The 11936-nt window shown below is 69.0% G+C and carries 11 protein-coding genes and 1 pseudogene; 7 read left to right on the top strand and 5 right to left on the bottom strand.

Features of this window, described 5'->3' with window-relative positions:
• Nucleotides 1-376: 376 nt before the first annotated feature.
• Nucleotides 377-496: pseudogene (locus AB0I18_RS49850) on the top strand (IS3 family transposase); the annotation flags it as partial.
• A 131-nt stretch (nt 497-627) separates the two neighbouring features.
• Here the strand turns inward: AB0I18_RS49850 and AB0I18_RS49845 are convergent.
• Together AB0I18_RS49845 and AB0I18_RS49840 are read right to left on the bottom strand one after the other, a co-directional pair.
• Entirely contained in the window at nt 628-1653 is a 1026-nt protein-coding gene (locus AB0I18_RS49845; RefSeq protein WP_363112499.1) for a Gfo/Idh/MocA family oxidoreductase, read from the bottom strand.
• 50 nt (nt 1654-1703) lie between these two features.
• Nucleotides 1704-2486, bottom strand: a complete 783-nt coding sequence (locus AB0I18_RS49840) for a TIM barrel protein (RefSeq protein WP_363112500.1) — start codon at nt 2484-2486, stop codon at nt 1704-1706.
• A 182-nt stretch (nt 2487-2668) separates the two neighbouring features.
• On the opposite strand from AB0I18_RS49840, the gene AB0I18_RS49835 reads away from it, so the two are divergent.
• Together AB0I18_RS49835 and AB0I18_RS49830 are read left to right on the top strand one after the other, a co-directional pair.
• A complete protein-coding gene (locus tag AB0I18_RS49835) occupies nt 2669-3694 on the top strand; it encodes a LacI family DNA-binding transcriptional regulator (protein ID WP_363112498.1) in 1026 nt (341 codons plus the stop codon).
• 27 nt (nt 3695-3721) lie between these two features.
• Entirely contained in the window at nt 3722-3856 is a 135-nt protein-coding gene (locus AB0I18_RS49830; RefSeq protein ID WP_363112497.1) for a hypothetical protein, read from the top strand.
• Between the two features lie 332 nt (nt 3857-4188).
• On the opposite strand, the gene AB0I18_RS49825 is transcribed toward AB0I18_RS49830, so the two are convergent.
• The 3 genes from AB0I18_RS49825 to AB0I18_RS49815 form a co-directional block, all read right to left on the bottom strand.
• Nucleotides 4189-5040: an alpha/beta hydrolase gene (locus AB0I18_RS49825; protein WP_363112496.1), complete on the bottom strand. Its 852-nt coding sequence runs from the start codon at nt 5038-5040 to the stop codon at nt 4189-4191.
• Nucleotides 5041-5090: 50 nt separating this feature from the next.
• Complete coding sequence (locus tag AB0I18_RS49820; RefSeq protein ID WP_363112495.1) at nt 5091-5912, bottom strand: oxidoreductase; 822 nt, start codon at nt 5910-5912, stop codon at nt 5091-5093.
• A 573-nt stretch (nt 5913-6485) separates the two neighbouring features.
• The gene (locus AB0I18_RS49815; RefSeq protein ID WP_363112494.1) at nt 6486-7496 is read right to left on the bottom strand and encodes an alpha/beta hydrolase; all 1011 of its coding nucleotides are present in this window, start codon (nt 7494-7496) and stop codon (nt 6486-6488) included.
• 235 nt (nt 7497-7731) lie between these two features.
• On the opposite strand from AB0I18_RS49815, the gene AB0I18_RS49810 reads away from it, so the two are divergent.
• The 4 genes from AB0I18_RS49810 to AB0I18_RS49795 all read left to right on the top strand — a co-directional run bounded on the left by AB0I18_RS49810 (nt 7732) and on the right by AB0I18_RS49795 (nt 11123).
• Entirely contained in the window at nt 7732-8310 is a 579-nt protein-coding gene (locus AB0I18_RS49810) for a helix-turn-helix domain-containing protein (RefSeq protein WP_363112493.1), read from the top strand.
• Nucleotides 8311-8683: 373 nt separating this feature from the next.
• Complete coding sequence (locus AB0I18_RS49805) at nt 8684-8833, top strand: hypothetical protein (protein WP_363112492.1); 150 nt, start codon at nt 8684-8686, stop codon at nt 8831-8833.
• 358 nt (nt 8834-9191) lie between these two features.
• Nucleotides 9192-10193 carry a winged helix-turn-helix domain-containing protein gene (locus AB0I18_RS49800; RefSeq protein WP_363112491.1) on the top strand — a complete coding sequence of 334 codons (1002 nt, stop codon included), beginning with the start codon at nt 9192-9194 and terminating at the stop codon, nt 10191-10193.
• A 531-nt stretch (nt 10194-10724) separates the two neighbouring features.
• On the top strand, nt 10725-11123 hold the full coding sequence (locus AB0I18_RS49795; RefSeq protein ID WP_363112490.1) for a hypothetical protein: 399 nt from the start codon (nt 10725-10727) through the stop codon (nt 11121-11123).
• Nucleotides 11124-11936: the final 813 nt, after the last annotated feature.

Here is an 11936-nt window from a genome sequence, read left to right as displayed (position 1 = left end):
GCCGACCTGGTCGGCCTCGACCAGTACGTCACGCAGCGGGCGATGGGGGCAATGAGGCCCTGGTTGTGGTCGCGTCACGGATCTGTGAGCTGCATCACGTCCCATCCCTCCCCCGTGGGTGAGCTTGCCAGAGAGGATGCATTGCGCTGAGTGATCTTCGCGCCGCTCAGCGCGCACGAAGACATCACGTCGGGTCTCCTCCGGCGAGCTGAGCGAACTCGCTGTGCGTCACCGGAAGTTGACTCTCCGAAAAGATTCTCAGACCACCGTTGCACGAATGGCGGGTCCGATCGGTTTGCTGATCCACGAGAGCGACGGAGCTCTCCGGTGCCTGGCGAGGGGAAGCGGCACCGGTCGCACCTCCGCCTGGCCCAGCCGGGCCACCGCCCGCACCGCGATCTTCGATTTCATCGAGGGCTGGTACAACTTGCACCGACTGCACAGCAGCCTCGGCTACCTCAGCCCCGCCGAGTACGAGACCGCACTCGCAGCCTGACCACCACACCAATGGTGTCCGTCAAAGCGGAGGAAGCTCACAGCGGGGGTGTCGCATGTTGGACTGACCTGGCCGTCACCCCGTACTTGTCGCACGGCGCCGGGTCCGCGCTGCGGCCGAAGACCCGTGCTTCACAGGTCTTGGAGCGCGTCGACGCGGACGGGACCGCCGGTGGTGACGGACTGGATGGCGGCGAGGGCGATGGCCAGGGCAGCGCGTGCGTCCTCGCCGGTGGCGGAGGGGGTGCGCTCGGTGCGGACGCTGTCGGTGAAGTCGGCGAGTTCGGCCACATAGGCGTCGTGGAAGAGGTGCTGGTCATAGGTGACGCACTCGGCGGCGACGCCGTCCGGGCCGTATGCGGTCAGGTGGGTGCGGCGGACGTCGCCCATGGTGAGCATCCCGGCCGAGCCGAGGACCTCGGCGCGTACGTCATAGCCGTAGACGGCCTGGAAGCTGGCCTCGGCGGTGGCGAGGGCGCCGTTGTCGAAGCGGATGGTGACGACGGCGGTGTCGAGCAGGCCGCGGTCCTTGAAGTCGGGGCGGATCAGGGCGTCCGCCATGGCGAAGACCTCGACGGGTTCGGCACCGGGATTGAGGTGGCGCAGGACGTCGAAGTCATGGATGAGGGTCTCCAGGAAGATCGTCCACGGCGGTATGCGGGCCGGGTCGGCCAGAGCGGGGTCGCGGGTGAGCGAGCGCAACAGCTGCGGTGTGCCGATGGCGCCGGCGGCGATCTTCTCGTGGGCGGCCCTGAAGCCCGCGTCGTAGCGGCGGTTGAAGCCCACCTGGAGGGGCACGCCCGCATCCGCGGCGGCCGCGATGGCGCGGTCGGCCTCGGCGAGGGTGACCGCCATCGGCTTCTCGCAGTAGACCGCCTTGCCCGCCTTGGCGGCCGCCTCGACCAGGTCGGCGTGGGTACGGGCCGGGGTGGCGATCACCACCGCGTCGATGTGCGGGTCGGCGAGCAGTTCACCGATGTCGGTGTAGGCGGTGGCGCAGCCGAGCCGGTCGCCCAGGCTCCGCGCGGCGCCCGGGGTGGGGTCGGCGATGGCGACGAGCCGGACGCCCGGGAGGCGGTGGGCGAGGGTCTCGGCGTGGAACGAACCCATCCGTCCGGCGCCGAGGAGGCCGACGGCGAGAGGCTGCTGGGTGGTCATGCGGGTGCTCCGTACGTCGTCGTCAGGGTAGGTACAGGCTGTGGAGACAGTCAGACGGTGAAGGCGGAGCGGAAGCGCTCCAGAGCGAGCTCGCTGTCGCTGGAGGCCCACGCCTCCATCGCGACCGTGCCCTCGTAGCCGAGGTCCGTCAGGGCGCGGGCGACGGCGGGGTAGTTGATCTCGCCGGTTCCGGGTTCGCGGCGGCCGGGGACGTCGGCCACCTGGATCTCGCCGATCAGGCCCAGGGCATGGGCCCTGCGAACCAGCTCGATCAGATTCCCCTCGCCGATCTGGGCGTGGTAAAGGTCCAGATTCATCCGCAGCCCGGGCCGGTCCACGGCCGCGACCAGGGCCAGGGTGTCGGCGGCCGTCGCGAACGGCACCCCGGGGTGGTCGACGGCGGTGTTGAGGTTCTCCAGGGTGAAGACGACCCCGGCGCTCTCGCCCAGCTCGGCGAGGCGGGTGAGCGTGCGGTGGGCGGCGATCCACATCTCTCCGGTGACCTCACCGGTCACCGGCACCACCGGCAGGCCCTGGCCGTCCAGTCCGGTGCCGTGCAGGTTCAGGCGAGGGCAGCCCAGTTGCTCGGCCGCCTTGAGCGACTCCTCGGCAGTGCTCAGGAGTTCGGCCGCGCCCTCCTCGTCGGTCAGACTGCCGCGGATGTAGCCGGTCATGGAGGAGAAGTCGGCCGGGGTCCGGGCCAGAGCGGCAAGGTCGTGCCGGGTCCAGTCCCAGATCTCGACCTGGAAACCGGCGTCATGGATGCGCCGTGCCCGCTCGTCGATCGGCAGATCCAGGAAGACCATCTCGGCGCAGGCCGCCAGTGTGTACATCGCCACGTACCTCTCTCCGTGACTTCGGACTAGAACGTTCAAGGAACTAGAACGTTCTAGGACTCCGTGGAACAGCAGTACGCCAGCTGTCGCCCTCCCCTGTCAAGGCTCCGGTGGCCCGTGAAAGCTAGAACGTTCTATAGTCGACTCCGTAGGAGACGACTCCGACCAGGGAGGACAGGTTGCCGGCGACCCCAGCGGTCCCCAACGGAAAGCGACCGACGCTCGCCGACGTGGCGTCGCGGGCAGGGGTGTCCACGGCGCTGGTCTCCATCGTGATGCGCGGCGCGAAGGGGGCCGGCGAGGCCACCCGCGAGCGCGTCCTTCAGGCCGCGCGGGAGATCGGTTACCGACCCGACGCCCGGGCCCGGCTGCTCCGCAGCCACCGCTCCCATCTGCTCGGGGTGCAGTTCGGCCTCCAGCATCCGTTCCACTCCGACCTGGTGGAGGGCATCTACGCGGCGGCCGAACCGGCCGGGTACCAGATCGCGCTGAGTGCCGTGGCCTCCGGGCGCGGCGAGCAGCGCGCCGTCGAGACGCTGCTCGACGACCGCTGCGAGGCGCTGATCCTGCTCGGCCCGCAGGCCCCCGCCGCGCGGCTGGCGGAACTCGCCGGGCAACTGCCGGTCGTCTCCGTGGCCCGCCGGCTGCGGCCGTCCGTCCCTGGCCTGGAGGTCGTACGGACCGCCGACGACGAGGGAGCCCGCCAGGCGGTGGCCCACCTCGTCGCTCTGGGCCACCGCGACATCGCCCACATCGACGGCGGCCGGGCACCGGGCGCAGCCGACCGGCGCCGCGGCTACCGCACCGCCATGAACCGCCACGGCCTGGGCGAATACATCCGCATTCTCCCCGGCGGTCTCACTGAGGAGGAAGGCGCCGAGGCCGCCCGAACCCTGTCGGCCACCCGCCCGCGCCCCACCGCCGTACTGGCCTTCAACGACCGCTGCGCGACCGGCGTACTCGACCTCTTCCTCCGCTCCGGCATCGCGGTCCCCGGCGACATCTCCGTCGTCGGGTTCGACGACAGTCATCTGGCCCGCCTGGCCCACATCGACCTCACCACCGTCGGACAGGACATCGCACGCCTCGCCGGGCTCGCCGTCGGCCGGGCCGTCGCACGCCTGGAGGGCGCGGAGATCCCCGCCGGGGAACAAGTCATCACCCCCCGTCTTGTCGTCCGGGGAACGTCCGCCCCGCCCCGCTGAAGGCAGATCCCGGGGGGCGCGGCCTGTGTGTTCCACGGCGACGACGCCGGCCACACCGAGAAGTACCGGTTCGACTCGACGTCGTACATGCCGACCGGCCTGATCAGGAACGGCTGCCCCTCGGACACACGCATCCCGCGGCCACATCAGCTCGGCGAGTGAAGTGCGCCCGCCATGTCGATCACTGGATGGCGGGTGCACTTCACCCGCCATCCAGTGATCGACATGGCGCCGGACGATATCCCGCGGACAGCTCAACAGCGCATAACCGAAGTGGGACGGATTTCGGGCTCTCGTCTCCGTCGATGCGGGCCAGGTGGTGCTGCGTTCCAGGCGTGGAGCCGTCGTTTCCGGAGGTCGTTGCCGGGGCCGTGCAGCTGCCGGACGCGACCGCGGCGCGCCGGGTCGCTGGTCAACTGCACGATGACTCTCCTCGGTGCGGGAGGCGTCCCGACTTTGTCGTGCCTCCTGGGAGCCGGTGTCCGTGTGAATGGTCAGTCGGCGAGGAAGGCGCTCACCTGGCCGGCGAAGTCCTCGGCGTGTTGGAAGAGGAAGGCGTGCCCGGCGTCGCTGTAGGCGACGAGGGTGGCGTCGGGGACGTACTGGACGGCGGTGTAGGACGCCAGGGCGGGGATCATCGCGTCCTTGATGCCGGTGGCGTACAGAACGGGCTGCCGGATGGTTGCCAGGTCCGCTCGCACCTGCTCGAAGGGGATCGACGCGTCCTTGCCGATCGCGGCGATCTGGCCCATGGCCGCGGCCTCGGACACGTCGGGGCGTCCGGTGGCCAGCCGTGTGGCCACCCTGGCGAGGTGTTCGTACCCGGCGGCGCGGCCGGTGTCCGTCTCGGGGAAGAACAGGAACACCAGGTCGTCCCCGGTGGTCTCGGGCTTGGTCATGGTGGCCCGCACCTTCGGGTCCGGGTCGGGCGCGCCGGGCACCTGCCCGCCCGGGTTGGCGGCCGCCACGACCAGCTTGCGCACCAGGTCGGGCCGAAGGCGGGCGATGTGCTGGGCGACGGTGCCGCCCAGCGTCCAGCCGAGCAGGTCCACCTGGGGCAGACGAAGAGCCTCGATGAACTCGACGGTGCCGTCGGCCATCCCCTCGACCGAGTCGCGCGGGGTGCCGGTGGTGTAGCCGTTGCCGACGTTGTCGAACACGATCACGTCATGGCCGGCGGCGAGGTGGTCCAGGAACTCCGGGTCCCACCAGTCGAGGGTCCCCCGGACCCGGTTCAGCAGGACCAGCGGGACACCGCCCCGCGGGCCGATGCGCCGGTAGGTGAACGTCGCGGAGGGTCCTTCCACGGTGAGGTCCTCGGCCGCGTCTGCAATGTATGTGCTCATGGCGGGGTTCGCTTTCCTGTCGATGTGTCGTGGAGGTCTTCTGGGAGTCGTCAGGCGGGCAGGTGGTTGAGCTTGCGCAGCTGCTGGTCGAACATGCGGGAGGGGACCATGCGGCGCATGGTGCGGACGCGTCCGGTCATGGCGCCGGCGGTGTAGCGCAGCTTGGGCTTGGCGTCGGTAGCCGCCGCGACGATCTCCTTGGCGACGACGGCTGGGTCGTCGCCGCCCTTGACCGCGCCGGCCATGTACTCCTCGAAGACGAGCCGCCGCTTGGCGTAGACGTCCAGGGGCTGGTCGGGCCGCACGCTGGCCGCCTCGATCGCGGTATTGGTCCAGGCGGGTTCGACGAGCAAGGACCGTACGCCGTACTCGCGTACCTCGTGGTCGACGGACTCCGAGTAGCCTTCGACGGCGTGCTTGGAGGCGGCGTAGACCGCCATGTAGGGCTGCGGGATGAACCCGACGATGGACGAGATGTTGATGATCCGTCCGCTGCGCTGGGCGCGCATGTGCGGCAGGACGGCGTTCGTCATGCGGATGACGCCGAAGACGTTGATGTCGAAGAGGCCCTGCGCCTGCGCGGCGGAGCTTTCCTCGGCGGCGCCCGCCGAGCCGATACCCGCGTTGTTGACCAGGACGTCGATCCGCTCGAACCGGTCGATCACCTCGCCGACCGCAGCGGTCACCGAATCGTCGCTGGTCACATCGAGGTCGAGGAAGGTCACGCCCTTCACAGGGGTGACGTGCACGGTGTTGCGGCTGGTGCCGACCACGTCGTAGCCCGCCGCGGCCAGCGCGAGCGCGGCTGCCTTTCCGATGCCGGATGACGCACCTGTGATGAGGGCTACCGGTCGTGTTGTCGTCGCTGCCATTTCGGACTCCTGACTCTTGGGATCGCGTGTGTCTTGCCGTGGAAGGGACCGCTTCCGGCACCCCTCAATCGGTTTCACCAATGTATCAAGTGTGCCTGTAAACACGACAGTGGAGCATCAATTACTTGGTTATCCGTAGCGTCAATGTATCCTTTACGGAGGGTCACCGGATAGGCTGACGCTGCCGGGCAGGGGTCGTTCCAAGGTGCCGCCGGCTCCATGAAGCAGACCCGCGGACGGCGGGCTGAGCTGCAACGACGTGTTGGGCCGGGCAGGCACGCAGGCCGTCGCCGTGACGGCCAGGACGACGCGCCGACCCTTTCGCGGCCAGCACGCGCCGCCGGCCGCGGGGGCGCCTCAGTCGCCCATTGGGCCCATGGCTTCGATGGCGGCGCAGATGTGAGCGAATGGCCTGGGGTGCGCAGTCGTGACGCGGAGGGCTGCGAGGGCGCCGGGGGGACTCTCTGCGTGGCTCCGCCCCGCCGGACGGGGCTCCGGCGGGGCAGGTGCGTTGATCGGCCGTCACCGTGTGCGGTGTCGGTGACCGTCTCGCGGTGATGGATTGATGGGTTGTCAGTGGTCGAGGAAGGTGTTCACCTCGGCGCCGAACTTGGCGGCGTACTGGAAGAGGAACCCGTGGCCGGCGTTCGGGTAGATGCTGAGCTGGGCGTTGGGAAGGTACTTGGCCAACAGGTGGGAGTTCTTGGGGGGCATCAGGATGTCGCTGTCCCCGTCTGCGACCAGCGTGGGCTGGAAGAGGGCGTTGAGCCGCACCAGCTTGGACTTGTCCGGGATGCCCCACTCCGACATCGCGGTGAGCTGCGCGTCGCGGGTCTGGAGGCTCGCGGGCGCGTCGTGGTCAGTGGTGCGCCGGCCGAGGCGCTGCAGGAACTCAGTTCCGGCGGCCTGGCTGGATGCGGTGTTCTTGAAGAACAGGAAGAGGAAGTCGGCAGGGCCGGGGTTGTCCGCCAACACGCTCGCCAGCACCTTGGGGTCGGACGCCCTCTGGTCGCCCCCGCCCTGCGGGCCGGTGCCGGCCAGGACGACGCGACGGACCTGCCAGGGGCGCCGCAGGGCGACCTCCTGAGCCACCTGGCCGCCGAGGGAGAAGCCGAACAGGTCGTAGCGGGGCAGCTTGAGGGCGTCGATGAAGTCGATGGCGTCCAGGCTCATCTGCTGGATGGTGCTGGGCGTGGTGCCGGTTGAGCCGCCGACGCCGACGTTGTCCACGAGGATGACCTCGCGCTTGGCGGCGATGGTGTCGATGAGCTTGGGGTCCCAGTTGTCGAGGGTGCCGCGGTAGTGCTGGAGGAAGATCAGGGGCACGCTGCCGGCGCTGGGGTTGCCGAAGCGCCGGTACTGGTAGGTGACGCCGTTGGCGGCCTTGACGCGCAGGTTGGGGGCGGTGGCGGCGCTCTGGGGGCTCTGCGTCTGTACGACCGCGTGACGGGTGACGCTGGAGCTGTCGCTCACTGCGCTCGCCACACTCGGCGCGGCGCCGGCGACGGCGGCGACGACCGACATGGTGGCCAGCGCCACTGCGGTGCGTCGGGAGACACGGGTGCGTAGCTTCGTTGTGGGCATGCCAATTCCTTGAGTCGGGTTCGGATGTCTCCTGCGGCAGGGGAGACGGGATACCGGTCGTGAGCGACGGTCGTGCAGATGCCCGCTCCGTCGGTGCGGCGCGATCCCTTAACAGTGTCACTAAGGTATCAACTATCGCCAGAGTTGCAACATCAGAGAATCAATTAATGAGATACCCGTAGCGTTCCCGTATCCTCTACAAGGGACCGGGTAGCGAACCAGACAGGAGACAGACATGGGCCGAGCACTGCGGGCAGATGCCGAGCGCAGTGTGCGCGCGATTCTGGAGGCGGCCGAGCAGGTCTTCGCCCAGGACGCCGGCGCCTCCATGGAACAGGTCGCCGAGGCGGCGGGACTGACCAGGATCACCGTTCACCGCCGCTTCGCGAACCGGCAGGCCCTCCTGGAGGCGCTCGCCGTCTCCGCCAAGCAGCAGCTCATCGACGCCATCAAGGAAGCCCGGCCGGACGCCGCTCCCGCACTCGTGGCGCTGCACCGAGTGACGGCGAACGTCCTACGGGTCAAGAACACCTGGCGCTTCACCCTCAGCCACGCCAACGCTCACACCCCCGCCGCAGCCGCCCTCTGGGGCGAGATCAACACCCACACCGTCGATCTCATGAACCGGGCGCAGCGCGAGGGGCTACTCGCCCCGGACGCAGACCTGGAGTGGACGCGGCAGGTGTACTACGCCCTCCTCAGCGAAGCCATCAACAGGCCCGGCGCGGAGCAGGACCCTGCCGCGCAGGACCCGGACGCACTGGCCACGCTCGTCATCGACACCCTCCTGCACGGCGCGGGGCCACGCGGCTAAGTCGCAACGTCGCGACGGGACGCGAAATCCCCCATCGCTGCCGACGCCGCCCGCAGCGCGTCAGCAGCGCTCATGTCGGCTCCCGTCCCCGCGCCGCGAGCCTAAAGCCTTCTTCTTCCCGGTCCACATCGTGACCTCCAGCCAGCCTCGCCCGCTCTGCATGCCCCTGGAGGCGCGATCCGCAGTAAGCCGCTCTACAGCTGGGGTCATCGCTCGATTCAGCGATGGCGCCACACCTGTTGAACCGGATACCGTCATCTACACCGGCGCTGAGCTGCACTGAGTCGATGAACTCCTTCTCGCACCGCACCTCTTACCCCAGAGAAGGCTCCGAGTTCCCCTGAACCTCGACCCGCGCGCTTCCGTTTTCGACATGCTGCACCACCCCGAGCACGGCGACACCCGGGGCTGGTTGTATGTGCGCCGCAGAGCGCAGTTGGAGCATCTGCCGGTGGGGTACGGCATCGCCCCGCCGATCCAGGCGGTCCCGACTACGACCGACGTCGATCTCACGCGGGTCTGATACGAGGTGCTGCCCGCACAGGACGTCGATGGCCTGGTGATCAAAGCCGATCGTCGATGTACAGGGGCGTGTGTGATGACTGGCGGCGTCAACACCGACGCCCATGCCGCGTCATTCCGGGTGCCGAGCGTATTAATAAGCACGAGCTGGACGTGCACGCGGTCATTCACCTGTAGGACGGCGGGGGACATGCTTTCACGCGAGCCCTGGAGCCTTTGAACGTGGCATCGCGGAAGGTCCGGAAAGGGCGTTGTGGGCCCCGCTCGTCGCGTCGGACACTTCCGTGGTCGCCACGGAGGCGGCGGCCGGGACTGCCACCGCAGCGGAGGGTGTCCCTGTTCCGTGACAGGGGGCTGTGGTGCTGCGCATTCATTTCACCGCGGAGGATCTCGCCCGCACCCGGGTGGCCGCTACCCTCGGGGCCGCTGCGGAGACGTATTACAGCCTGGAGATGCTGTGCCGGCGTTCCCTCCCGCTGCCCTTTCAGCGGTGGCGCTCCAGTGTGGCTGGCCGGCTGAGCAAGGACGCCGGGCCCCTCACAGCACTGCTGCCAATTCGAGGCCGGGGCCTCGACCTGCTGGCGCTGGCCGGCGACTCGCCCGACATCGACCACGCCGTGGAGGCTCTGCTGCGGGCACCTCGCGTCCTTGTGCGCCGCGAGCTGGAATCCGTCACTGTCGATCCCGCCCACATGCCGTGGGCGCGGGCCGTCGCCGACGGGGACACCGATGCCCGGCGGTTGCTGGCGGCCGGTCTCATAGCCTGCCACCGGGCGACGATCGCACCGTACTGGGCGGCCTCCCAGGCGCGGCTGGACGCCGTACGCGCGCAGTACGCCCGCACGTTCCTGGAGGGGGGAGTCGACGCTTTGCTGGCCTCCCTGAGTCCTCAGCTGGTGCGCTGGCGCCCGCCCGTGCTGGAAGTGCGCTACCCCAGCCCGGTCGAGGTCCACCTGGGCGGCAAAGGACTGATCCTGGTGCCGACCCTCTTCTCCTGGCGCCAATCCAGCCTGCTGCACGACCCGTACGACGACGCAGCGGTGCCGCGGCTGACCGTCCCCGCGGTGACCGACCCGGCCAGCGGCACCGCGCTGTGGCACCCCCGGGGCATGGGGGCCGACGCAGCCCTGGGGGCCCTGCTCGGACAAACCCGGGCCGCCGCGCTGCGCGCGGCCGTTGGCGGCTGCAGCACCACCGAACTGGCCGCGCGACTCGGCGTCTCCCCGCCCGCCGCCAGCCAGCACACCAAGGCGCTGCGCGACGCGCTCCTGATCACCACCAGCCGACGCGGTAGTTCCGTACTACACACAGCCACCACCCTGGGCCGGGAACTGCTGGATGGAACCGGCAGCGCGGCGTGACCGCAGCCCCTTAAGCCCTGCCTTAAAGGTATGGCCGCCCGTGCCGGCAGCCCGGAGCATTCATAGCGTTCGGCATGTCCGGGGATGCCTGGTGCCGGACTCCTGAAGGCACGCCACCTGCGACACGAGGGACGCGGATGACCGCTTCACCCACGTCAACGGGATCACCAGGTACAAATCCCGTCTCCACCCCTTCGCACGTCCAGTTCTTGCCATGACTCAGTGCTCTCGGCAGCGGACGCCGGCGATGTCGGGCTCCGCGGGAGCAAGTTCAGTACAGCAGGGCCGGCTTCCACCTTCCGCCGATCGCGGCGGATGCTGCCAACCAACCAGGCAGCGGGTCACCGCGCGAGCGGCTACCTGCAGGTGCCTTCTTGCTCGTGGCACCGCTCCCCTCGGCAGCCGAACCATGACCGTGCGTCCAGACCAACAAGCGCTTCTCACCGACGTGGCGAAGGCTCACCCCATCGAAAGGTAGCTATCGCCATGAGGTCCAGCTCTATTCAGTGCAGCCGATCAGAGGGGAATCTCATGATCTACGCATCTCAGGAAGTTCGGACGGCATCACCTGTGCGGCGACGGCTGGCGGCGACCGCGGTCGGCCTCGCCGGGATCCTCGCCGCAGGGCTGGTCACCGCAGCACCGGCCAGCGCTGCGGTGAAGTCCACGTGCGGTAACTACATCTGCGTGGCAACCGCCTATCAGGGCACCCGCTATGTCCAGGACATCACCGTCTGGACCAGGGACGGACTGCCAGGGACGCTGCGGGCTTTCGCGGGCAGTTATAGGGGGCAGAGGTTGAACGATGACCGCCACCGGTTCGTGGTCAACCGCGAGCTCGGGGAGCCTGGGAGCGGGCGTCTGGCCGTCTGCGGCGGGTTGGACCGCAGTGGCAGGGTCATCGAGAATCACTGCGTTCTGATTCCTTGATACGACCGCCCCGTTCTCGAGCGCGGTGTGCCGGTCAGGTGCGCGGCAATCACGCAGCTGGGAGGCTGCGGCCGGATGAGGAATAGCGACATCGAGCTGTAGGACGCCCGTGAGGCCCTGTACCGCGCCCCTGGAGCCGGTGCAGGGCCTCCCGCGCATCTGTGACTTTGAGGCGTGGGAACGCCCGGGCAACCTGGTCATACGGGGCCGAACTGATACAGGGCCTGTTGACACATCGTCTGGCGCCGCATCGGCACCCACGACATCCTCACCGGGCCCTGAGCGAGGCAGTCTCGTCCGAGTGCAGCGGACTCAACTCACCGCCGCAATCGGCGGTCTTGCCTCGGTGAGGTCCAAGACAGACGTCAGTGGGTGTTCTGTGAGCCTTCGCGTGGGTTCACTTTGTCGGGCGGGGCATGGTGAACAGGCCGGGTTCGGGTTCGATGAGGATGCCGCGGCTCACGAGGCGTTTGAGTTTGGCCCGGGCGCCTTCGACGTGGCGGTCACCCACGCGAAACGCCCTCTGAGACCCTGTCAACTTCCACCCCGGAGACCCGACTACGCTGAGCTGCGAGGATGTGCGTCAACGACAGGCACCCCACGGATCACGCCATCACAGTTCCGTGGTCGCCCGCCACTCGCCACGGGCGGCTTCCGTCCGTGAGGGCGATCACGAGCAGGCCATGGTACTGGCCCTGGTTACTTCCCCTCCTGGAGGAGGCGGAGGAGGTCACAAGCCGAGTTCGGGCATTGTGTACCGGTGGACGCCGCGGGTGCGCAGACCGTCCGGGGTGCCGGGCAGGAACCAGAATC

Origin of the sequence: Streptomyces sp. NPDC050704 (assembly GCF_040654355.1) — a bacterium.
Lineage (GTDB): Bacteria > Actinomycetota > Actinomycetes > Streptomycetales > Streptomycetaceae > Streptomyces.
This window is presented reverse-complemented; position numbering and strand designations above follow the sequence as displayed.

What these genes read in the sequence shown, in the direction of transcription:
- AB0I18_RS49840 (WP_363112500.1), bottom strand. Translation starts at nt 2,486, where the DNA reads ATGTACACACTGGCGGCCTGCGCCGAGATGGTCTTCCTGGATCTGCCG.
- AB0I18_RS49825 (WP_363112496.1), bottom strand. Translation starts at nt 5,040, where the DNA reads ATGAGCACATACATTGCAGACGCGGCCGAGGACCTCACCGTGGAAGGA.
- AB0I18_RS49845 (WP_363112499.1), bottom strand. Translation starts at nt 1,653, where the DNA reads ATGACCACCCAGCAGCCTCTCGCCGTCGGCCTCCTCGGCGCCGGACGG.
- AB0I18_RS49805 (WP_363112492.1), top strand. Translation starts at nt 8,684, where the DNA reads ATGCTGCACCACCCCGAGCACGGCGACACCCGGGGCTGGTTGTATGTG.
- AB0I18_RS49815 (WP_363112494.1), bottom strand. Translation starts at nt 7,496, where the DNA reads ATGCCCACAACGAAGCTACGCACCCGTGTCTCCCGACGCACCGCAGTG.
- AB0I18_RS49810 (WP_363112493.1), top strand. Translation starts at nt 7,732, where the DNA reads ATGGGCCGAGCACTGCGGGCAGATGCCGAGCGCAGTGTGCGCGCGATT.
- AB0I18_RS49820 (WP_363112495.1), bottom strand. Translation starts at nt 5,912, where the DNA reads ATGGCAGCGACGACAACACGACCGGTAGCCCTCATCACAGGTGCGTCA.
- AB0I18_RS49795 (WP_363112490.1), top strand. Translation starts at nt 10,725, where the DNA reads ATGATCTACGCATCTCAGGAAGTTCGGACGGCATCACCTGTGCGGCGA.